The sequence below is a fragment of the Janthinobacterium sp. TND4EL3 genome (assembly GCF_900156175.1).
Lineage (GTDB): Bacteria > Pseudomonadota > Gammaproteobacteria > Burkholderiales > Burkholderiaceae_D > Janthinobacterium.
Genome location: NZ_FTMV01000004.1, coordinates 226,367 through 246,963 on the forward strand (window position 1 = coordinate 226,367; position 20,597 = coordinate 246,963).

21 protein-coding genes are annotated in these 20,597 nt (G+C 62.2%); 16 read left to right on the forward strand and 5 right to left on the reverse strand.

All coding sequences use genetic code 11. The features are described from left to right. Positions 1-45 precede the first annotated feature (45 nt). A complete protein-coding gene (locus tag BXA07_RS09250) occupies positions 46-405 on the reverse strand; it encodes a lysozyme inhibitor LprI family protein (protein WP_244556231.1) in 360 nt (119 codons plus the stop codon). On the opposite strand from BXA07_RS09250, the gene BXA07_RS30765 reads away from it, so the two are divergent. Continuing rightward, positions 404-607 carry a hypothetical protein gene (locus BXA07_RS30765; RefSeq protein WP_170909626.1) on the forward strand — a complete coding sequence of 68 codons (204 nt, stop codon included), beginning with the start codon at positions 404-406 and terminating at the stop codon, positions 605-607. The genes BXA07_RS09250 and BXA07_RS30765 overlap by 2 nt on opposite strands. A gap of 39 nt (positions 608-646) precedes the next feature. Here the strand turns inward: BXA07_RS30765 and BXA07_RS09255 are convergent, their stop codons facing one another. From BXA07_RS09255 to BXA07_RS31595, 3 genes are all read right to left on the reverse strand, one after another. After that, positions 647-1,225: a superoxide dismutase gene (locus BXA07_RS09255; RefSeq protein WP_076567501.1), complete on the reverse strand. Its 579-nt coding sequence runs from the start codon at positions 1,223-1,225 to the stop codon at positions 647-649. Between the two features lie 156 nt (positions 1,226-1,381). Continuing rightward, positions 1,382-2,743, reverse strand: a complete 1,362-nt coding sequence (gene xseA / locus BXA07_RS09260; protein ID WP_076567502.1) for an exodeoxyribonuclease VII large subunit — start codon at positions 2,741-2,743, stop codon at positions 1,382-1,384. A gap of 315 nt (positions 2,744-3,058) precedes the next feature. Next, positions 3,059-3,190, reverse strand: coding sequence for a hypothetical protein (locus BXA07_RS31595; protein ID WP_280175048.1), 132 nt, complete (start codon positions 3,188-3,190; stop codon positions 3,059-3,061). 890 nt (positions 3,191-4,080) lie between these two features. On the opposite strand from BXA07_RS31595, the gene BXA07_RS09265 reads away from it, so the two are divergent. From BXA07_RS09265 to BXA07_RS09305, 9 genes are all read left to right on the forward strand, one after another. Next, complete coding sequence (locus BXA07_RS09265) at positions 4,081-4,686, forward strand: MotA/TolQ/ExbB proton channel family protein (RefSeq protein ID WP_076567504.1); 606 nt, start codon at positions 4,081-4,083, stop codon at positions 4,684-4,686. After that, positions 4,683-5,126, forward strand: coding sequence for an ExbD/TolR family protein (locus tag BXA07_RS09270; RefSeq protein WP_076567505.1), 444 nt, complete (start codon positions 4,683-4,685; stop codon positions 5,124-5,126). The genes BXA07_RS09265 and BXA07_RS09270 overlap by 4 nt, the downstream gene beginning before the upstream one ends. 113 nt (positions 5,127-5,239) lie before the next feature. Beyond that, a complete protein-coding gene (lpxK, locus tag BXA07_RS09275) occupies positions 5,240-6,295 on the forward strand; it encodes a tetraacyldisaccharide 4'-kinase (RefSeq protein ID WP_076567507.1) in 1,056 nt (351 codons plus the stop codon). Further along, positions 6,276-6,452 (forward strand): Trm112 family protein, encoded by a 177-nt coding sequence (locus BXA07_RS09280; protein ID WP_010395789.1) that lies wholly within the window; start codon positions 6,276-6,278, stop codon positions 6,450-6,452. The genes lpxK and BXA07_RS09280 overlap by 20 nt, the downstream gene beginning before the upstream one ends. Before the next feature lie 2 nt (positions 6,453-6,454). Then, entirely contained in the window at positions 6,455-7,213 is a 759-nt protein-coding gene (kdsB, locus tag BXA07_RS09285; RefSeq protein ID WP_076567508.1) for a 3-deoxy-manno-octulosonate cytidylyltransferase, read from the forward strand. A gap of 274 nt (positions 7,214-7,487) precedes the next feature. Beyond that, positions 7,488-8,144: an adenylate kinase gene (gene adk / locus BXA07_RS09290; protein ID WP_076567510.1), complete on the forward strand. Its 657-nt coding sequence runs from the start codon at positions 7,488-7,490 to the stop codon at positions 8,142-8,144. Between the two features lie 194 nt (positions 8,145-8,338). Then, positions 8,339-10,462, forward strand: coding sequence for a sodium-translocating pyrophosphatase (locus BXA07_RS09295; protein WP_076567512.1), 2,124 nt, complete (start codon positions 8,339-8,341; stop codon positions 10,460-10,462). A gap of 200 nt (positions 10,463-10,662) precedes the next feature. Further along, positions 10,663-11,049, forward strand: a complete 387-nt coding sequence (locus BXA07_RS09300; RefSeq protein ID WP_076567514.1) for a hypothetical protein — start codon at positions 10,663-10,665, stop codon at positions 11,047-11,049. Positions 11,050-11,062: 13 nt separating this feature from the next. Further along, positions 11,063-11,563, forward strand: a complete 501-nt coding sequence (locus BXA07_RS09305) for a glycine zipper family protein (protein ID WP_076567515.1) — start codon at positions 11,063-11,065, stop codon at positions 11,561-11,563. Positions 11,564-11,567: 4 nt separating this feature from the next. On the opposite strand, the gene BXA07_RS09310 is transcribed toward BXA07_RS09305, so the two are convergent. Then, a complete protein-coding gene (locus tag BXA07_RS09310) occupies positions 11,568-13,634 on the reverse strand; it encodes a TonB-dependent receptor domain-containing protein (RefSeq protein ID WP_083708119.1) in 2,067 nt (688 codons plus the stop codon). Positions 13,635-13,957: 323 nt separating this feature from the next. On the opposite strand from BXA07_RS09310, the gene BXA07_RS09315 reads away from it, so the two are divergent. The 6 genes from BXA07_RS09315 to ggt all read left to right on the forward strand — a co-directional run bounded on the left by BXA07_RS09315 (position 13,958) and on the right by ggt (position 20,527). After that, positions 13,958-14,365 (forward strand): hypothetical protein, encoded by a 408-nt coding sequence (locus BXA07_RS09315; protein WP_076567517.1) that lies wholly within the window; start codon positions 13,958-13,960, stop codon positions 14,363-14,365. A gap of 192 nt (positions 14,366-14,557) precedes the next feature. Continuing rightward, on the forward strand, positions 14,558-15,814 hold the full coding sequence (locus tag BXA07_RS09320) for a hypothetical protein (protein ID WP_139335503.1): 1,257 nt from the start codon (positions 14,558-14,560) through the stop codon (positions 15,812-15,814). Continuing rightward, the gene (locus BXA07_RS09325) at positions 15,807-17,240 is read left to right on the forward strand and encodes a UbiA family prenyltransferase (RefSeq protein ID WP_083708120.1); all 1,434 of its coding nucleotides are present in this window, start codon (positions 15,807-15,809) and stop codon (positions 17,238-17,240) included. The genes BXA07_RS09320 and BXA07_RS09325 overlap by 8 nt, the downstream gene beginning before the upstream one ends. A 31-nt stretch (positions 17,241-17,271) precedes the next feature. Continuing rightward, the gene (locus BXA07_RS09330) at positions 17,272-17,622 is read left to right on the forward strand and encodes an SMR family transporter (RefSeq protein ID WP_083708121.1); all 351 of its coding nucleotides are present in this window, start codon (positions 17,272-17,274) and stop codon (positions 17,620-17,622) included. 160 nt (positions 17,623-17,782) lie between these two features. Continuing rightward, positions 17,783-18,541, forward strand: coding sequence for a 3-hydroxyacyl-CoA dehydrogenase (locus BXA07_RS09335; protein WP_076567523.1), 759 nt, complete (start codon positions 17,783-17,785; stop codon positions 18,539-18,541). 210 nt (positions 18,542-18,751) lie between these two features. After that, on the forward strand, positions 18,752-20,527 hold the full coding sequence (gene ggt, locus BXA07_RS09340; RefSeq protein ID WP_076567524.1) for a gamma-glutamyltransferase: 1,776 nt from the start codon (positions 18,752-18,754) through the stop codon (positions 20,525-20,527). The last annotated feature ends 70 nt before the right edge of the window (positions 20,528-20,597 follow it).

A 20,597-nucleotide genomic window follows, 5' to 3' on the forward strand; every position in this document is an offset into this window, starting at 1 on the left:
GTAGACCCTTGTCCGTGGCCCCGTTTGCGCTGGCGCAGTGTTACGTCACAGTTTGCTGTTCTGGCAGCCGGCGCTCACGCATTCGCGCACGCGGTCCTGCAGGAATTGCGCCCGTTCGATGGTGGTCTGGGTGGCGCAATCGAGGTTGACGTAGAAGCCCGACGGTTCGCGCTTCGAACACGTCTTGTTGCGTTTTTCGATCCATGCCAGCTGGCCCGATTTCAGGCTTTGCTTGCCGCCGGCATCGAGCTTGGCAGCGAGGGTCTTGTAGTTGGCGTTCAGTTCCTTGTCCGCTTCCTGGTACACCTTGTTCAGGCAATACAGGCCGTCAAAGTCGTTGCGTGGCGTGTCGCAGGCGGAATTGGCGAAGGCGGAACCGGAGGCGCAGAGCAGCAAGGCAAGCATGATTTTTTTCATTGTTGTCTTTCAGCAAGTAGAACAGGGCAGGGCGCGGGATGAAGGCTGTTTTTTTTGCATCTTATACCAACTGGCGCGCGGCCTTGGTCCGTTTGAACCGGCGCCCGGCCCGCGTGCACTTTCTGCAAGGACAAAAAAAAGAAGCCTGGCGCGTGGCTCAGGCTTCCCTTTGATGCGCCGCGGCGGTTAATGCCGCGGGCGCGTCCGGTTTCCGTTGTCAGGAACGCGCTTACGCGAAGTTCTTGGCAACGAAGTCCCAGTTCACCAGGCCCCAGAACGTTTCCACGTACTTGGCGCGCAGGTTGCGGTAGTCGATGTAGTAGGCGTGTTCCCACACGTCGCAGGTCAGCAGTGGCTTGTCGCCGGTGGTCAGCGGGCAGCCGGCGTTCGAGGTGTTGACGATGTCGACGGAACCGTCGGCTTTTTGTACCAGCCAGGTCCAGCCCGAACCGAAGTTGCCCACGCACGACTTGGTGAATTCTTCCTTGAACTTGTCGAACGACGACCATTTGGCGTTGATCGCGTCAGCCACGGCACCGGTAGGCGCGCCGCCGCCGGCCGGCTTCATGCCGTTCCAGTAGAAGGTGTGGTTCCACACTTGCGCCGCATTGTTGAAGATGCCGCCCGACGATTTCTTGATGATGTCTTCCAGCGACAGGTTCTCGAACTCGGTACCCTTGATCAGGTTGTTCAAGTTGGTGACATACGCCTGATGATGCTTGGCATAGTGGTATTCCAGGGTTTCTTTCGAAATATGCGGCGCCAGAGCGTCCATTTCATATGGCAGTGGTGGCAGAGTATGTTCCATGTGATGTCCCTTTGTGGTGAGTGTTCGGAGTCATCCGGCCTGGGCCGGAAGGTTGAGCCATGCGTGCTTGAATCAAGCATTCTTGCTGAACGAGCCACTATTGTAAAGCGGATGCGCCATTGCTGCAGATTTGCCCATGGGGCGCGCGCCTGCGGGCTATTCCAGCATTGCCTGCACGCTGGCGATGCCGATCTGCGCGCTGCCTTCGGCCAGGCGCACGTTGACGTTCTGGCGCGCCTGCAGCTGGGCCGGCGAGCGGACGATGTTTCCCTTTTCGTCGCGCAATATCGCGTAGCCGCGTTCCAGCGTGCGCTGCGGATTCAACAACTCCAGTTGCGCCGCCAGCCCGTCGAGGCGGTGGCGCCGCTGGCTGAGCAGCTGCGCCATGGCCGCGCCGCCGCGCCGCTGCGCTTCGGCCAGGCGGGCGCGCGGCGCCGTGACGTCGGGCCGCACGGCGGCCCAGCGGCTGCGCAGGCGTTCCAGTGCGTACTGCGACTGGTTCACGGGCGCGCGCGCCGCATGCGTCATGGCCGTCGACAGGGCCAGCAGCTGCAGGCGCTGCTGCCGCAGTTGCGCTGTCGGATTGAGCAGGCGGCGGCTGTGGCGGTCCAGGGTCTGCGCCGCGTCGTCGAGGCTGCGGCGCATGGCGCGGCGCAGGTCGGCCGCATCGGCGCGCAGGGACGCCATCCAGTCCGCGCGCGGCGTGGCCGCCAGTTCGGCCGCCGCCGTCGGCGTGGCCGCGCGCAGGTCGGCCGCGAAGTCGGCGATAGTGAAATCCGTCTCGTGGCCCACGCCGCTGATCACGGGCATGGAACAATCGGCGATCGCGTGCGCCACGGCTTCATCGTTGAACGACCATAAATCCTCGATGCTGCCGCCGCCACGGCACACCAGCAGCACGTCGCACTCGGCCCTGGCTGATGCCGTGCGGATGGCGTGCGCGATCTTTTCCGGCGCCTGCTGGCCCTGCACGGGCGTCGGATACAGAATGATGGCCACGTGCGGCGCGCGGCGTTTGAGCGCGATCAGCACGTCGCGCAGGGCGGCCGCCTGCGGGCTGGTGACGATGCCGATGCTGCGCGCGAACATGGGGATGGCGCGCTTGCGTTCCTGGTCGAACAGGCCCTGCGCGGCCAGCTTTTCCTTCAGGCGCTGGAACGCTTCGTACAGGGCGCCCACGCCGGCGCGTCGGATGGCTTCCACGTTGATCTGGTAATCGCCGCGCGCGCCGTACAGGGTGACGAGGGCGCGCACTTCGACCTTGTCGCCTTCGCGCGGCGTGAAGCCGGCAAACTGGGCGCGGCCGCGGAACATCACGGCGCGCACCTGGGCGCCATCGTCCTTCAGGGTGAAATACCAGTGGCCGGAGGCGGCGCGCGTGAAGTTGGAAATCTCGCCGGCGATCCAGGTCAGGGGAAACGAGCGCTCGAGCAGGCGCGCGACGGCCTGGTTCAGGGCGCTGACGGTCAGCACGGGCGGGGCGGCAAAGCCGCTGTCAGTTGGAGTATCGGTCATCATCTGGTGCTATGGGGGAGGGAACTGTCCACATATTATCGGCGAGGTCATGCTTATGTCATATATCGTGCAAAACAACAAGTTCTATTTCTAAGTATTTGATTTCATGCAGAATTCCTGCATGCCTGATTTGCGTGCACAGGGAAAAAATCCTTTAATATCAAGCACATCAGTGTAGCCCCTGCCACTTACGCACAAAGTTATCCACAGAAAGTGTGCGGAACTTTTTGCCTTGGACAAACGTTGCCGGGCTGGCTACTTTGGATGAGCAAAAATGCCGTGCTACATTTTTGCGCACGGAAATAAAGTGCATGGAAATCAAGTACTTAGTATGCCATGCATGGCCTTGCGCACAATCTTATCCACAAAAAATGTGCAGAACTCTGGCGCGGCACCGGATTTATCCACCGGAAGGCCCATGGCATGGCTTGCCTGAATTTTGCGCAGCATCAAAATCCCCATATAGATCAAGGGTCTAGCGTTTAGTCGTGCGCCTTGCTCACAATCTTATCCACAGAATATGTGCAAAACCGGCTAAATCATTTCGTTTTTTCTCCGGGTTTTCCACCGCGCGAGCAGGCGCTTGCGCTGCCTTATTTTTCAGCATCGAAAAAAACTCCTTTAAAATCAATGCTCTTGCATGGAGTCAATCGGCTTGCTCACAATCTTATCCACACTTTATGTGTGAAACTGGCTTCGCGGTGGAAAACTGTGTTTTTGCGGTGAAATGTGACGCTAAAAACCCGGCTTTCCGGTCCTTGCCATATTTTTATACAAGGCAATAAAAACGATATAAATCAAGGTACTTAACGCTTATCTTTGCGCTTGCGCACAATCTTGTCCACAGATTGTGTGCAAAACTTTGATGCTCCATCTGCCGCCGATTGTGCGCTGGCTGCCACTTTTTTACTCATTGATTTAATTTTGTTTAAAATCAATGACTTAGATGAATTCCACGGCTTTGCGCACAATCTTGTCCACAGTAAATGTGCAGAACTCTGCAAGTATTAATTTATTGATATTGACTACTGCCGATAAGCTGCTATGCCTGTATTTTGCGCAGCATGATAATATTCATGTAAATCAATGGCTTGCATGTTGTACTTCATGCTTGCTCACAATCTTATCCACACAAAGTGTGCAAAACTGAGCGCTGGCAACGCGCGCCCGCCGCGCCGTGTGGACAAGTGCCATGCAGGCGCCACTTGCCGCCGGCGCGGCAACGCGCTACATTGCGCCATTCCTGCGCAGACGTACAATCGGTCTTCGGCGCTCGGTACAATACAGGCTGTCCGGCGATTCACCGCCTTCCCTTTACCAGGATTTACCAGGAGTTTCTTTTGCTCGCTATATTTCAAGCCGCCGGCTGGCCCATCTGGCTGTTGTTGATCGCTTCCATCGTCGCCCTGGCCCTGATCGTCGAGCGCCTGCTGTACTTGCGCCGAGGCAAGATCTTGCCCCGCAAGCTGTTCGATGAAGTGGTGCAGGTGTATCGCAGCGGTAAGATCACGCCGGATACGGTGGCGAAGCTGGAAGACAATTCGCCGCTGGGCGTGGTGCTGGCCGCCGCCCTGCGCAACGTCGATGCGCCGCGCGAGGTGATGAAGGAATCGATCGAAGAGGCGGGCAGCGGCGTGGCCCACACGCTGGAGCGGTTCCTGACGACCCTGGGCACGATCGCCACCCTGGCGCCGCTGATGGGTCTGTTCGGCACGGTGGTGGGCATGATCGAGATCTTCGGTTCGCAAAACGCCAGCGGCTCGAATCCCGCCCAACTGGCGCACGGCATCTCGGTGGCCCTGTATAACACGGGCTTCGGCCTGGCCATCGCCATGCCGACCCTGGTCTTCTATCGCCATTTCCGCGCCCTCGTCGACAGCTTCGTCATTGACATGGAGCAGCAAGCCGTCAAGTTCGTCGACATCGTCCACAGTGGCCGCAAATGAACTTCCGTAAAGGCAAGGGGCGTGAAGACCCCGAAATCAACCTGATCCCGTTCATCGACGTGCTGCTGGTGATCCTGATCTTCCTCATGGTCAGCACCACCTACAGCAAGTTTACGGAGCTGCAGATCACCTTGCCGACGGCCGACGCCGAGCAGGCCAAGGACAAGCCGCAGCAGATCGACGTCACGATCGATGCCAAGGGCAATTACACGGTCAACCGCGAACCCGTCTCGTTCCGCGACGTGGCCGGCCTGGCCGATGCCCTGCAGGCGGCGGCGAAGGCGGCCAATGGCGGCAAGGCACCCGCGCAGACGCCCGTGGTGGTGGTCAACGCCGACCAGTTCGCCATGCACCAGATGGTCATCCACGTGATGGAAGCGGCGCGCCTGGCCGGCTATGAAAAGCTGACGTTCGCGGCGCAGGCGGGCGGCAGCAAGTAGGTCGGCTTAGCCGGAACGGCGTAAGCCGACACAAGCCGCAGCCGAGCATGTCGGATTACGCTGCGCCTGGCGGCGCGGCTAATCCGACCTACACCACTCTTACGTCTTCCCTCATGCCCACATCTTCCCCTGCCAAGCTTGAAACCACATTGACCCGCGCCTGGCTGACGCGCGGCCCGCTGGCGTGCGCCCTGTGGCCCGTGTCCCTGCTGTTCGGCGCCCTGAGCGCCGTGCGGCGCGTTTTGTACCGCGCCAACATCCTGACATCGGCGCGCCTGCCCGTGCCGGTCGTCGTCGTCGGCAATATCTTTATCGGCGGCACGGGCAAGACGCCGCTGACGATCTGGCTGGTGCAAGCCTTGCGCGACGCGGGCATGCGCCCGGGCGTCATTTCGCGTGGTCACGGCAGCGCCGACCGCTCGCCGCGCGCCGTCACCGCTGCTTCCACGCCGCAGCAGGTGGGCGACGAGCCGCTGCTGATCTTCCAGCGCGGCGGCTGCCCCGTGATGGTGGGGCGCGACCGCGCGCAAGCGGGCAGGGCGCTGCTGGCCGCGCACCCCGAGGTCGACGTGCTGGTGACGGACGACGGCTTGCAGCATTACGCCTTGCGGCGCGACGTGGAAATCGTGCTGTTCGACGGCCGCGGCGCGGGCAATGGCTGGCTGCTGCCGGCCGGACCCTTGCGCGAATCGCCGCGCCGCCGGCGCGACGTGACGGTGATCAATGCGCCCGCGCTGGCGCCGGCGCTGGTGGACCAGGTCGCGCCCAAGGGCTCCCTGGTGGTGCAGATGCGGCTCGATGGCGGGGTGGCCGAGCGCTTGACGGACCGCAGCGAGTGCATGCCGCTTGAAACCCTGGCGGCCGGCGGCCAGCGCATCGTGGCGGCGGCCGGCATCGGCAACCCCCGGCGTTTCTTCGCCATGCTGCGCGGGGCCGGATTGCACTTTGCCGAGCTGCCCTTGCCCGACCATCACGATTTCCTCGACCAGCCATTTGCTGCCCTCGACACGGATGTGATCTTGATCACCGAGAAGGATGCAGTAAAATGTGCGCAAATTGAACATCTCAAAGATGACCCGAGACTGTGGGTCGTCCCGGTCAGTGCGCGCATCGATAGCGCGCTGGCCCAACAAATTGTGGAGAAATGTCGTGGACGCTCGACTGCTTGATATCCTGGTCTGCCCTGTTTGCAAGGGCCCGCTTGAACACGATAAGAAGGCGCAGGAACTGATTTGCCGCGCCGACCGCCTCGCCTATCCTATCCGCGATGGCATCCCCATCATGTGGGCGGACGAAGCGCGCACCCTGCAAGACGCAGTGGAATAACGATGGCGTTCATCGTCATCATCCCGGCCCGCCTGGCCTCGACGCGCCTGCCGAACAAGCCGCTGGCCGACCTGGGCGGCAAGCCCATGGTGGTGCGCGTGGCCGAGCAGGCGGCGCTCTCTGGCGCCGCGCGCGTCATCGTCGCCACCGACCACGACATCATCCGCGACGCCTGCGCCGCGCATGGCGTGGAAGTGTGCATGACGCGCGCCGACCATCCGTCGGGCACGGACCGCATCGCCGAAGTGGCGCGCACGCTCGCCTTGCCGCCGGACGCCGTCGTCGTCAACCTGCAGGGCGACGAACCGCTGATCGATCCGGCCCTGCTGGCCGCCTGCGCGGCGCAGATCAGCGCCGCCGTGCTCATGGCCACGTGCGCCCATCGGCTGCACGACGTGCTTGAGGCCTTCAATCCGAATGTTGTCAAAGTGGTGCTGGACAAGGCAAACCGTGCCTTGTATTTCTCACGTGCAACGATTCCGTGGCACCGTGACGGCTTCGCCCAGTCCCGTGAAAACTTGCCGCAGGGCTACGTGCCGCTGCGCCATATCGGCCTGTATGCGTACAGCAACGCTTTCCTGCAAGAATATCCACAACTGTCCGCGTCGCCGCTCGAAGCGATCGAGGCGCTGGAGCAGCTGCGCGTGCTGTGGCACGGCTATGCCATCGCCGTGCACGTCACGGACTCGGCCCCGGCCGCCGGCGTGGACACGCCGGAAGATCTGGAACGCGTGCAGGCGCACTACCGCCACGCCACCTGAGAAAACGTCCATGGCTGCCTTGCCCTGAACGTTTTTCAGGCGCCGTGCGTGCGCGAGAAAAACTTTATGCGGGGCCTGCCACAAAAAACCACATTTTGAAACGTCTGCAGCGATATTTGCTGGCTTTGATCAATCAGGGCATAGCAATTCGACAGCAAACTGGCGTTGCGGGGATTTTTTGTGGTAAGTTTCGTAGGGAAAGATAGTCATTGCAACACCATCTAAAAAAAATTACACATACCACCATCCAAAATCTGTTTTTTAGGAACTTTCAATGCGTCTGATACTTTTAGGAGCACCCGGTGCCGGCAAGGGCACCCAAGCTAACTTCATCAAAGAAAAATACAATATTCCACAAATTTCCACGGGCGACATGCTGCGCGCGGCGATCAAGGAAGGCACGGAACTGGGCCTGGCAGCGAAGAAAGTCATGGATGCGGGCGGCCTCGTGTCGGACGACATCATGATCGGCCTGGTCAAGAACCGCCTGCAGGAAGCCGATTGCGCCAATGGCTACCTGTTCGACGGCTTCCCGCGCACCATCGCGCAAGCGGACGCCATGAAAGATGCCGGCATCAATGTCGACTACGTGCTGGAAATCGACGTGCCGGATGAGTCCATCATCGAGCGCATGGATGGCCGCCGCAGCCACCCGGGTTCGGGCCGCGTCTACCACGTCAAATTCAATCCGCCCAAGGTCGACGGCATCGACGACATCACGGGCGAGCCGCTGATCCAGCGCGACGACGACAAGGCTGAAACCGTCAAGAAGCGCCTGGACGTGTACCACAACCAGACCAAGGTCTTGCTCGGCTACTACAACGACTGGGCCAAGTCCGGCCTGCCGGGCGCACCGAAATACCGCCGCATCGCCGGCGTCGGTCCGGTCGAGCAAATCCGCGACAGCGCCTTTGCCGCCCTGGCGGACTAAGCAGTATTGAAAAGCGGACCTCGGTGTCCGCTTTTTTTTCGCCCGCTTTTCAGGCAGACTGCAAGCATGGCCGTATGCCTTACGTTTTCGTAGTTGAAGTTTTTTGCAGGTCGTGTTTTCCTGGCTGCGCGCGCCTACCCGGTGCGGTCTGCAGCTGTCGGCAATGACGTCGGATAAAAACAGAAGGGGACGATATGGCAGCCAGTCTTTGGTTTGCGGTAGCCTGCGGCGTGGTCGCAGTGGTATATGGTTTGGTGTCGCGCAGCTGGATCCTGCGCCAGGATCCCGGCAACGCGCGCATGCAGGAAATCGCCCTGGCCATCCAGCAGGGCGCGGCCGCCTACCTGGCGCGCCAGTACCGCACCATCGCCATCGTCGGCGTGGCGCTGCTGATCGCCATCTATGTGCTGCTTGGCCTGCACACGGCGCTGGGCTTCCTGATCGGCGCCGTGCTGTCGGGCGCCTGCGGCTTCATCGGCATGAATGTCTCGGTGCGGGCCAATGTGCGCACGGCGCAGGCGGCCACCCTGGGCATCAACCAGGCTTTGAACGTGGCCTTCAAGGGCGGCGCGATCACGGGCATGCTGGTCGTCGGCCTGGGCTTGCTGGGCGTGACCCTGTTCTACTGGCTGCTGGTGACGACGGGCGCACCCGGCCTCACGCAGCATGACCTGATCAAGCCCCTGATCGGCCTGGCCTTCGGCGCCTCGCTCATTTCCATCTTTGCGCGGCTCGGCGGCGGCATTTTCACCAAGGGGGCCGACGTGGGCGCGGACCTGGTGGGCAAGGTCGAGGCGGGCATCCCCGAGGACGACCCGCGCAACCCGGCCGTCATCGCCGACAACGTGGGCGATAACGTGGGCGACTGCGCCGGCATGGCGGCCGACCTGTTCGAAACCTATGTCGTGACGCTGATCGCCACCATGCTGCTGGGCGCCCTGCTGATGGCCGAGGCCAGCAACGCGGCCATCATCTACCCGCTGCTGCTGGGCGCCGTCTCCATCCTCGCCTCCATCGTCGGCTGCTCGATGGTCAAGACGGCGCCCGGCAAGAAAATCATGTCGGCCCTGTACACGGGCCTGTGGTGGGCCGCCGGCCTGTCGCTGGTGGGCTTTGCCGTGGTAACGTGGCTGCTGTGGCCCGACGACGCCATGCGCTACAAGATGCTGGGCGCGACCGTCGTCGGCATCGTGCTCACGGGCCTGATGGTCTACATCACCGAGTACTACACGGGCACGGACTTCAAGCCCGTGCGCCATATCGCCGAAGCGTCGACGACGGGCCACGGCACGAATATCATCGCCGGCCTGGGCGTGTCGATGAAGTCCACCGCGTATCCGGTGCTGGCCGTCTGCGTCGCCATCCTCGTGTCGTACCAGCTGGCGGGCCTGTACGGTATCGCCATCGCCGCCACCTCGATGCTGTCGATGGCCGGCATCATCGTCGCCCTCGACGCGTACGGTCCCATCACGGATAACGCGGGCGGCATCGCGGAGATGTCGGGCCTGCCCGACTCCGTGCGCGCCATCACCGATCCGCTCGACGCCGTCGGCAACACCACCAAGGCCGTCACCAAGGGCTACGCCATCGGCTCGGCGGGCCTGGCCGCGCTGGTGCTGTTTGCCGACTACACGCATGCGCTCGAATCCGTGGGCCAGCACATCACCTTTGACCTGTCGAACCCCATGGTCATCGTCGGCCTGTTCATCGGCGGCCTGATTCCGTACCTGTTCGGCGCCATGGCGATGGAAGCCGTGGGCCGCGCAGCCGGCGCCGTGGTGGTGGAAGTGCGGCGCCAGTTCCGCGACATCAAGGGCATCATGGAAGGCACGGCGCGGCCCGAGTACGACAAGGCCGTCGACATGCTGACGGCGTCGGCCATCCGCGAAATGATCGTGCCCTCCTTGCTGCCCGTGGTCGTGCCCATCGTCGTCGGCATGCTGCTGGGGCCGGCGGCGCTCGGTGGCCTGTTGATGGGGACCATCGTCACGGGCCTGTTCGTGGCCATTTCCATGACCACGGGCGGCGGCGCCTGGGACAATGCCAAGAAATACATCGAGGATGGCCATTTCGGCGGCAAGGGTTCCGACGCCCACAAGGCGGCCGTCACGGGCGACACCGTGGGCGACCCGTACAAGGATACGGCGGGACCGGCCGTCAATCCCTTGATCAAGATTATCAATATCGTGGCCCTGCTGCTGGTGCCGCTGCTGCCCGCCACGGGCTGGCTGGCCGTGGCCGCGCCGGCGCCCGTCCATGCGCCCGCGCCGCCCGCCATGGCACCGGCGACGCCCGTGCAAAGCGTGCCCGCGCAGTAAGGCGGCGGCTTTCCTGCAGCCCCGTGGCCAGTGCCGCGGGGCTGTCTGCGTTTTGCGCTGCTGAAACTTGCCGCCCGTCCATATCCCCGGCGTATCAAAGGTGAGCAATTGTTACAGCGCCTTTGCTTGTGCCGACCGCCTGCCAATAATGGAATCCAGGAGTGAGCTTTACAGTCTGGCATGGATGGCAGGAGGATGTCATGGACAGCAGCAAGAGGAAGGGCGGCGCGCTGCTGGCGCTGCTTATATTGGGCGGTGTTGCCGGGTTTGCCCAGGCGCAGCCGGGCCGGCACGGCGGCTTCCACGGTCATCACGGCCACTTCCATGGCCATTCGCATGTGGGCTTCTGGGTGGGGGCGCCCTTGTGGTATGGCTACGGGCCGGGATGGTATGGCGACCCGTGGTATGGCTACCCTTATCCGTATGGGCGCACGGTGATCGTGCAGCCGCCGCCCGTGTACATCGAGCAGGGCGGCGAGCCGACGGCGCAGATGTGGTATTACTGCCGCAATCCGCAAGGCTATTATCCCTACGTGAAAAATTGCAGTACTGCATGGCGTGCCGTGCTGCCGACCAGCGTGCGCTGACGGGGAGACGAACATGAACACGAAAGCGTTGAAGGGACGTGCCGGCGTGCTGGCGCCCCTGCTGCTGGCCGCCTGCGCGGCGCTGCCGGAGGGGCCGTCGGTCATGGTCTTGCCTGGCACGGGCAAGAGTCTTGAGCAGTTCCGCAGCGATGAGCTGCAGTGCCGCGGCTATGCGCAAGGCCAGCTGGGCGGTGCTTCGGCGCAGCAGGCCGGCGTCGACAGCGGCGTGCGCAGCGCGGCGCTGGGCACGCTGCTCGGCGCGGCGGCCGGCGCCGCCATCGATGGCGGCCATGGCGCTGGCGTGGGCGCCGGCACGGGCCTCGTCTTTGGCGCCCTGGCCGGCACGGGCGCGGCGGACAGTTCCTCGTACGGCATGCAGCGCCGCTACGACAATGCTTATCAGCAATGCATGTATGCGAGCGGCCACAAGGTGCCCGTCGCCGGGCAGATGCTGAGCAGCGTGCCGGCGAATGCGGCCACGCCGCCGCCCGACACGCCGCCGCCCCGCTACTAGCCGCTTAGAAGCGCGATGTCAGGCCCGCAAACATGCGCCGTCCCGGCACGTAGTAGCTGACCAGGCCGTCGTTCGTCGGTCCCTTCTTGAACAGGTTTTCCACGCCGCCGCGCAGGGTCCAGTGTGGCGTGACCTTGTACGACACGACGGCATCGACGATGGTGTAAGCCTTGTTGGGCTTGCGGCGCATGGAGGAGCGCGATTCGGCGTCCAGTTCCTTGCCCGTGTACTGGGCCGACACTTCGCCATACAGTTGCTCATTGGCTTGCCAGCCCAGGGCCGAATACAGCGATACTTTCGGGGTCGACAGCAGGTTGACGCCTGTCGTCAGGTTTTTCGCTTCCGCCATATAGGTCAGGTTGTTGCGCCAGTTCACATTCTTCGTCAGCGGGATGGTCAAAGTGCCTTCCAGCCCGCTGGTGCGCGCCTTCTGGATATTCGTCATTTTGGTCCACCATTGTCCCTGGAAGAAGCCCAGCGGCGTGTAGTCGATCTTGTTCTTGAAATCCGTGCGGAAATACGTCAAGCCAGCATCCCAGCCGTTGTGCTCATACGCCACGCCGATTTCGGCCGCCGTGCTCGTTTCGGGCTTCAAGTCCGCGTTGCCGGCCATGTAGCAGCCGCCCGTGATGTAACCCATGGGACGCAGGCCGTTGCAGCCGTTGCCGCCCGATTGGGTGGCGGCGCCCGGTGCGTTTTCCTTCAGGCTGGGGGCACGGAAGCCCTGCGACACGCCGCCCTTGACGGTCCAGGCCGGTATTGGGTGGTACACCAGGTACAGGCGGGGGCTGTAGTGGTTGCCGAACTTGCTGTGGTGGTCGAGGCGTAGCCCGGCCGTGGCCGTCAAGTCGTCGCGCAGGAACAGTTGATCTTCCGCAAACAGGGCCGAGGTGGTGCCGGACAAGGTCGCGCCGCTCACGGGATTGCCCAGGTAATCGGTGGGCACGGTGCCGATGGTGTCCGTATTCGTCAGTTCCTGGTGCTTCCATTGGCCGCCCATCACCAGCATCTGCTCGATGCCGCCCCAGCCGACCCGTTTTTCCAGGCTGGCGTCGAGCGTGCTGTCCTTGGATTTCGCCACCGTGCCGATGAACTGGTTGTCGTAATCGTTGTGATACAGGTTGACCGTGGTCTTGCCGAAGTCCCAGCGGCCTTCGTAGCCGAGGCTGGCACTCTTGCGTATCAGCTTGCTCGCGCCCCAGGCTTCGAACAGTGGCCTGCCATTTGCATTGACGGTGGGCGAATCGCTTGCTTCCTGGCGGCCGTAGCTGGCGTCCAGCGACAGGCTGTGCTTGTTGTTCAGTGCCCAGTTCAGCTGGCCGGTAACGGTCTGGTTGCGCTCGCCACCGATGCCGCCTGCCTTGCCGCTGCTGCGCTCATCGGGATTTTGCTTCGATTGCGCCACGCCGATGCGCATGCCCACCGACTCCGACAGGGGGCCGGCCAGGTTCACGCCCAGCTGGTGCGCCGTGCCGCGGTCGCTGTCCTGCGGCTGCGTGTAGTTGGCCGTGGCCGAGCCGTTCCATTTGCCCGGCACCTTGCGCGTGATGATGTTGATCACGCCGCCCATGGCGTCCGAGCCGTACAGCGAGGACATGGGGCCGCGCACCACTTCGATGCGCTCGATCATCTCGGGCGAGATCCAGTTCAAGTCCTGGCGGCCCAGGTCGGGACGGTAGGCCGTGTCGGCCGAACTGCCCATGCGCTTGCCGTCCACCAGGATCAGCGTGTATTTGTCGGGCAGGCCACGCAGCTTGATCTTCGATTCCTCGCCCACCGGGCTGGTGCCGCCCGTCACGCCGGGGATGCGGCGCAGCAGGGTGTTGAGGTCATACACGGGCTGGCGCTCGATTTCCTCGCGCGTGATGACGCTGATGCTGGCCGGTGCATCCTTGATGTCGATGGCCGTGCCGGAAGCGGTGACGACCACCGTGTTCATGGTGGGATCGGCGGCCACGTTGCCTTCGGCCCAGGCGCTGCTGACGGCCAGCGACAGCAGGCAGGGCAGGAGCAGGGCGGCACGGGCGGGAGTGACGACGGGGGCTACGATGGCGGGACTACGCTGTGTCATGGTGAACTTTCCGGATGTTGTTATTTCCTGGCTGCCTTCCGGGTGGCTCGGGTATGAATGAAGAGAGAATAAACTGCGCTCGAATTCCGCTAATGAGAATAAGAATCGTTCTTATTGTAATGCCATCCTGGCAAGAAGGAAAGTGCTAGCCGGAAATAAAACACCGTTATCGCTTGGCGCTGTCATGTCTGCGCCGCCGTCAGCCGTGAAAAATTGTTACGCACTTTGCGCTTCGGGGCTGCGTGTGCCAATAATGCAGCAGGGATCGTTTTTCGGGAGGCAGCATGCATACCGCGACAGCAGCACACCTTCGGTACGGCGCCATGCTGGCATTCGCTGGCGTCGTCGTGGGACTGGCCTGCGGCCAAGCTGGAGCGGCGTCTGCGGCGGCGCCGGAAACGCTGCCCATTTGCCGGCTCGATCCGCACGACAGCACGAAACTGGCCGTCGAGCCGTGCCGCACGGCGCCACCCGTGCAGCCCCGCCGCTCGGTGGTGCAGGCGATAGGCCGCATGCCGGTGCAGGGCACGGCGCCGCCCGTCGTCCCTGCGGCACCCATGCCGCCCGGCGTGGTTGTCCCCATGCCAGGCGCGCCGCAACCCATCGGCTCTTGCGATACGGGCGGTTGCCGCGATGCGTCCGGCGCGCGCTACAACGGCGCCGGCAATGCCACGCTCGACGCCAACGGCCGCATCTGCCATCGCAACGGCGCCTTCATGCAGTGTTTCTGACCCCGCTAGCACAGCGCTGTTCCCTGGTCGTTTCCGCCTGTTTCATCTGCCGAATTTGCTTGCTCGGCTTTGCTATTTCGCCGGACAGACTGAGTTGTTGTTATTGATTATCAATTTATATACATCATGTGATAATATGAGTGTTAATTTTGCAACTCCCTTTTGGCCAGGGATATTACCTGTTACCTCAAAATGAATCTTGCCCGTCTACGCTTGCTGTTGTCGCTGTTTTCCCTCTGTGCGCTGGCATTGTTTGCCTTGTGTTTCCTGGCAGGCAGTACCTTGGTGACGGAGGCGTACCAGGGGCGTTCCCTGCCATTACTGAATAAATTGCTTGCGCACGCAGGCAGGCATCCGCTGGACTTTTACATCAGTAAGATGTACGGAGTGCTCAATCTGTGCCTGTTGCTGTGGTGTGTTTTTACCTTGACGGCCGCGCTGACCCTGCACCGGCTGCGGCGTCCTGCCCTTTCTGGCAAGGACTGGCTGGACCATGTGATGTTTGTTGTCTATACGGCGGCGTTCGGCTACATCCTGCTGTATTTCGGCGTGCAGCGCAGCTGGTATGTGATTGACAAGATCATGGCCTATGAGGGGGCGCCACCGTTCCAGCACCGCGTGATGTTTGTGTTCCCTGCGCAGGTTTTGCAGTATGCCGTGCCGCAGTTGGGTGCCCTTCAAAGCTTTCTCTGGTCGCAAGTGCTGGCCGTGGTCCTGATGCTGTGGTCTGTCCGGCGCTTTGCCACCTTGTTCATTCGCAGCGACCTCGCTTTCATCGGACAGTTCCTCATCTTGTGCATCTGGGCACCGACACTGCATTACTACACTTTTTACGACATAGGCATCATTTTCGTGTATTCCTTCTGCCTCTACCATCTCTTGCGCAGAGAGCTGCTGCCCTATGTGGCAATGCTGGTAGCGGGCACCTTCAATCATGAAATTACCTTGTTTCTGATCGTTACCAGCGGCTTCGTTTTTCTTGGTCACATGCGCTGGCGTTCGCTTGCAGCCTTCCTTGCGCTGCAACTGATATTGTATTTCCTGGTGCGCCTGCTGATGTTCTATCTGTTGCCCGCCCATCAGGCGTGGGAGGGTGGGAAGTTGGGTTTCAACCTCAACCTCTTGCTGAACGATACGCGTGGACTGGTCTACGGCCTGGCACCATTGCTGCTGTGGTACTTGCTGGCCGCCACAGGCTGGCGCCATGCGCCGCTCTCCCTGCGCCGTTGCACGATTATCCTGCCTTGCCTGATTGCCATGACGGCGCTGGTGGGGCAATTCAATGAGGCACGCCAGTTCGATGCCTTCATTCCCGTTGCCATGGCATTGATGCTGTGCTCGCTGAGCGCCCGCCTGGATGTGCCAGCCAAGCCGTCTCCTGCCGGAGATAGTGTCTGGACTTCGACAGGGTTCCTGAAATTGCGTGCCGAAAGACCTCAACATGGCTGAACTTATGAAGCGCGAGCCGGTCGCCTTGCCCTTGGTGGTTGATCTCGACGGCACGCTGATTCATTCAGACCTGCTATGGGAAGCGATTCTGATCTTCATCAAAACGCGTTTCCTGCAGTTGTGGCGCCTGCCATTCTGGCTCTTGCAGGGGAAGGCCGGTTTCAAGGACAAACTGGCGTCCATGATCGAGATTGACCCCTCGGCCTTGCCCTATGACCAGATTTTGCTGGCCGACCTGGCACGCCAGCGGTCCCAGGGCCGTTTGCTCGTTTTGGCCACTGGATCGCAGCGCCGTTACGCCGACGTGATCGCAGCCCACCTGGGCCTGTTTGAGCGCGTGTTTGCTAGCGAGGGCGGTGTCAACCTCACTGCGCACAGCAAGGCGCGACAGCTATCCGCCGCTTTCGGCGCGAAGGGGTTTGATTACATCGGCAACGCCACTGTCGATATTGCCGTATGGAATGCCTGCAATGATGCGTTTTCCGTCACGCGCAAGCCGTTCCTCCTGGCTGGCGGCAGTAAGACGCAGTTGGCTGGCACGTCTCGCGCCGGATGGGGCCGGCCCCTGATCAAGGCGATGCGGCCGCGTCAATGGCTGAAGAACCTGCTGGTTTTCGTTCCCATGTTGGCCGGCCACGCGTTGAACATGCCGGTATTCTTGCAGGCGCTCGTGGCGTTCGTCGCTTTTTCATTATGTGCCTCAAGTGCCTACCTGCTCAATGATGCACTCGACGCAGTTGACGACCGGCGCCATCCCGTCAAATGCCACCGGCCGATCGCCGCGGGCAGCCTGCCGCTGCCCGTTGCTCTGCTGGCAAGCCCGCTGCTGGCTATTGTGGCACTGGGCATTTGCGCCGTGTTTGATCCGCTGTTGCTACTGGTTGTAGTGGTCTATTTTATTACAACCCTGGCTTATTCTATACATCTGAAGCGCCTGCTGATGGTCGACATCGTGACCCTGGCCATCCTGTATACCTTGCGTATTCTGGGGGGCAGTGCGGTCACGCACATCGAACCTTCGTTCTGGTTGCTGGCGTTTTCTTTCTTTATCTTCCTCAGCCTTGCCCTGCTCAAACGATATAGCGAATTGTTCAATCTGGAGCGACAGGGAAAGGAAAAGACAAACGGACGTAGCTATACGACAATGGACAAAGCGCCAATCGGCATCATGGGCGTGAACAGCGGCTTTATCTCCCTGTTGGTGTTCATGTTGTACTTCAATTCGGAAAACGTCCTGGTGCTGTACACGCATCCCCACTTTCTGCTCGGTATCGTGCCCTTGCTGGTCTTCTGGCTGGGGCGGTTATGGACCTTATCCTTCCGTGGCGAAGTCAATGAAGATCCTGTGCTATATGTGAGCAGAGATCCCATCAGTTTATGTATTATTGCCGCCTGCATGCTGCTGGCGGTCGGCGCCAGCATGTAGACTGATGTTCCCTTGATATGAATTGCTACAGATGATGAATCCAGTCTATACCGGCTACCTGTGGTGCGCACTGGCCGCTGTCGCCAGCACTGCCGCCACTTTCTTGATTAAAATGTCCAGCTTGAATGGTAGCGGCCTTAGCCTGGTGCGCCTGCTCTGGCTGGGGAGCGCCGGCGGCGCCTATGCACTGGGTTTCGTCTGTTATGCCATAGCGCTCGAGAAGCTGCAAATGAGCCTGGCATATCCCGTGATGACTGCCGTCACGATGTTGCTGGTTATGCTGCTTGGTAACATTGCCTTGCAGGAAACTCTGACCTTGTCCAGAGTGGCCGGCGTCGTGCTGATCACGGCCGGCGCCTTCGTCCTCGCGCGCCCCGCCTGAATTACCTGAAGCCTCGCCTTGTCCACTTTTCGCCATGCCTGGCAAAAGTGGCTACAATTGTCGCCAACGTTACGTTTACGTAAACGTAACTGTGGCATCATGCGACATTCAATCTATCCATTCTGGCCGGGTACACGGCCATTACCAATCAGGAGACTTCATGCAGATTCAGGACAATGTATTCATCATCACGGGCGGCGCATCGGGCCTGGGCGCGGCCACGGCGCGCATGCTGACGTCGGCCGGCGGCAAGGTCGTGCTGGCTGATGTGCAGACCGAGGCGGGCCAGGCGCTGGCTGCGGAACTGAACGGCGTGTTCGTGCAGTGCGACGTGACGTCGGAAGAAGACGGCATGGCCGTGGTGGCGGCGGCGACCCAGCTGGGCACCTTGCGCGGCCTGGTCAACTGCGCCGGCGTGGCGCCGGCCGTGAAAACCGTGGGCAAGGATGGCCCGCATCCACTGGCCCTGTTCCAGAAGGTCGTCAACATCAACCTGGTGGGCACCTTCAATATGTGCCGCCTGGCGGCCGACGCCATGGCGAAACAGGAGGCGACGGCGGAAGGCGAGCGCGGCATCATCATCAACACGGCTTCCGTGGCGGCTTACGATGGCCAGATCGGCCAGGCGGCCTATGCCTCGTCGAAGGCGGCCGTGGTGGGACTGACCCTGCCGATGGCGCGCGACCTGTCGCGCAACGGCATCCGCGTGATGACGGTGGCGCCCGGCATTTTCGAAACACCCATGCTGCTGGGCATGCCGGCCGAAGTGCAGGATGCGCTGGGCAAGATGGTGCCGTTCCCATCGCGCCTGGGCAAGCCCGGCGAATACGCGCAGCTGGTGAAAGCCATCGTGGAAAACGTCATGCTCAATGGCGAGACGATCCGCCTGGACGGCGCCATCCGCATGCAGCCAAAGTAAGAGCACCTGGACAATGCCAAGAGCGTTGTTGCATGGCCCGGGCTTGTCAGGCTTTGTACTATTCGTACTGTCTTCGGCCACGCGCCTAGCCCTGGACATCGCCAGGCACTCTTACGAAGGCAGTGCCCTAATGAGCATTTGATGTAGGATACCCCCGTATGGGGCGTACAGCCTTGCCTGGCTGTGCGCCCTTTTTTTATCGGAGAATCCATGATCGCATTGAAGCCGCTGGCGCTGAGCCTGACCTTGCTGGGAGCCCTCGCTGCCAGTCCCGTATTTGCCGAAGTGCCGCAAAAGGCGCCGGAAATCGCCACCGCGTATGCGGAAAAGTCGGGCTGGACGGCGCAGAAATTCATGGTCGCCGCCGCCAATCCGCTGGCCGCCGATGCCGGCTACCAGATGCTGAAACAGGGCGGCAGCGCCATCGACGCGGCCATCGCCACGCAGCTGGTGCTCACGCTGGTCGAGCCGCAATCGTCGGGCATCGGCGGCGGCGCTTTCCTGCTGTATTCCACGGCCAAGGGCGTGCAGGCCTTCGACGGGCGCGAAACGGCGCCGGCCGCGGCGGACGAACACCTGTTCCAGAATGCCGACGGCAGCCCCGTCTCGCGCGCCACGGGCGTCGTGGGCGGGCGTTCCGTGGGCGCGCCGGGCGTGCTGCGCATGCTGGAACTGGCGCACAAGGAGCATGGCAAGCTGCCGTGGGCGACGCTGTTCGGCCCAGCCATCAAGCTGGCGCACGGCGGCTTTCCCGTCAGCCAGCGCCTCAACGGCCTGTTGACCTGGGACCAGGCCCTGAAGCGCGACCCTGTCGCCGCCGCGTATTTCTATGACGGCGAGGGCAAGGCCTGGCCCGTCGGCCACGTGCTGAAAAACCCGCAGCTGGCGCGCACCCTGCGCGAGATCGCCCGCGGCGGCGCCGACGCCTTTTACAACGGCCGCATCGCGCGCGACATCGCCGCCAAGGTGGCGTCGCATCCGACCAATCCGGGCAAGCTGACGGCGGCAGACATCGCCGGCTACCGCGCCAAGGTGCGCGAACCCGTGTGCAGCGACTACAAGGCGTGGACCGTGTGCGGCATGCCGCCGCCATCGTCGGGCGGCATCGCCATCGCGCAGATGCTGGGCATATTGGAAGTCAAGGACATCCGCCCGTATGCGCCCGTCGACGGCGTGCCCGATGCGCAGGCGATTCACCTGTTCTCGGAAGCGGGGCGCCTGGCCTATGCGGACCGCAACCGCTACGTGGCCGACACGGATTTCGTGCCGCTGCCCGGCAAGGGCATCGCCTCCATGCTCGACAAAACCTATCTGGCGCAGCGCGCCGCCTTGATCGGCGACAAATCCATGGGCAAGGCCTTGCCCGGCACGCCGCCCGGCATGCAGGTGGCGTGGGGCATGGACAACGCCCTGCAGCGTCCGTCGACCTCGCACCTGGTGGCCGTCGATGCTTTTGGGGGCGGCCTGTCGATGACCACCAGCGTGGAAGACGCCTTCGGCTCGCGCCAGATGGTCGACGGCTTTTTGCTGAACAACCAGCTGACGGACTTCTCGTTCGATTCGCGCGATGCCGATGGCCCCGTCGCCAACCGGGTCGAGGCGGGCAAGCGTCCGCGCAGCGCCATGTCGCCCACCCTCGTGTTCGAGAAGGGCACGCAAAAACTCGTGCTGGCGACGGGTTCGCCCGGCGGCTCGTCCATCATCAATTATGTCGCCAAGGTGTTGGTCGGCACCATGGACTGGGGCCTGAACGTGCAGCAAGCGATCAGCCTGCCGAACTTCGGCAGCCGCAACGGCCCGACGGAGCTGGAAAAGGGCCGCGCGCCGGCCGCCCAGGTCGAGGCGCTGCAGGCGATGGGCCATGAGGTGCGCGTGATCGAACAGAATTCGGGCCTGCAGGGCATCATGCGCCTGTCCGCGCACGGCAAGGATTTCTGGTTTGGCGGTGCCGATCCACGGCGCGAAGGCATGGTCCGAGGCGATTAGGGGCACCGGACCAAACCTACTGCGCGTCGGTATAGGTGGCCTGCGATGCTCACCGTACTAGAGTACGGTT

Bases quoted from the DNA above. Each gene is read 5' to 3' on its own strand.
- BXA07_RS30765 (WP_170909626.1), top strand. From the start codon at position 404: ATGATTTTTTTCATTGTTGTCTTTCAGCAAGTAGAACAGGGCAGGGCG.
- BXA07_RS09250 (WP_244556231.1), bottom strand. From the start codon at position 405: ATGCTTGCCTTGCTGCTCTGCGCCTCCGGTTCCGCCTTCGCCAATTCC.
- BXA07_RS09255 (WP_076567501.1), bottom strand. From the start codon at position 1,225: ATGGAACATACTCTGCCACCACTGCCATATGAAATGGACGCTCTGGCG.
- xseA (WP_076567502.1), bottom strand. From the start codon at position 2,743: ATGATGACCGATACTCCAACTGACAGCGGCTTTGCCGCCCCGCCCGTG.
- BXA07_RS31595 (WP_280175048.1), bottom strand. From the start codon at position 3,190: ATGCTGCGCAAAATTCAGGCAAGCCATGCCATGGGCCTTCCGGTGGAT.
- BXA07_RS09270 (WP_076567505.1), top strand. From the start codon at position 4,683: ATGAACTTCCGTAAAGGCAAGGGGCGTGAAGACCCCGAAATCAACCTG.
- lpxK (WP_076567507.1), top strand. From the start codon at position 5,240: ATGCCCACATCTTCCCCTGCCAAGCTTGAAACCACATTGACCCGCGCC.
- kdsB (WP_076567508.1), top strand. From the start codon at position 6,455: ATGGCGTTCATCGTCATCATCCCGGCCCGCCTGGCCTCGACGCGCCTG.
- adk (WP_076567510.1), top strand. From the start codon at position 7,488: ATGCGTCTGATACTTTTAGGAGCACCCGGTGCCGGCAAGGGCACCCAA.
- BXA07_RS09295 (WP_076567512.1), top strand. From the start codon at position 8,339: ATGGCAGCCAGTCTTTGGTTTGCGGTAGCCTGCGGCGTGGTCGCAGTG.
- BXA07_RS09300 (WP_076567514.1), top strand. From the start codon at position 10,663: ATGGACAGCAGCAAGAGGAAGGGCGGCGCGCTGCTGGCGCTGCTTATA.
- BXA07_RS09305 (WP_076567515.1), top strand. From the start codon at position 11,063: ATGAACACGAAAGCGTTGAAGGGACGTGCCGGCGTGCTGGCGCCCCTG.
- BXA07_RS09310 (WP_083708119.1), bottom strand. From the start codon at position 13,634: ATGACACAGCGTAGTCCCGCCATCGTAGCCCCCGTCGTCACTCCCGCC.
- BXA07_RS09315 (WP_076567517.1), top strand. From the start codon at position 13,958: ATGCTGGCATTCGCTGGCGTCGTCGTGGGACTGGCCTGCGGCCAAGCT.
- BXA07_RS09320 (WP_139335503.1), top strand. From the start codon at position 14,558: ATGAATCTTGCCCGTCTACGCTTGCTGTTGTCGCTGTTTTCCCTCTGT.
- BXA07_RS09325 (WP_083708120.1), top strand. From the start codon at position 15,807: ATGGCTGAACTTATGAAGCGCGAGCCGGTCGCCTTGCCCTTGGTGGTT.
- BXA07_RS09330 (WP_083708121.1), top strand. From the start codon at position 17,272: ATGATGAATCCAGTCTATACCGGCTACCTGTGGTGCGCACTGGCCGCT.
- BXA07_RS09335 (WP_076567523.1), top strand. From the start codon at position 17,783: ATGCAGATTCAGGACAATGTATTCATCATCACGGGCGGCGCATCGGGC.
- ggt (WP_076567524.1), top strand. From the start codon at position 18,752: ATGATCGCATTGAAGCCGCTGGCGCTGAGCCTGACCTTGCTGGGAGCC.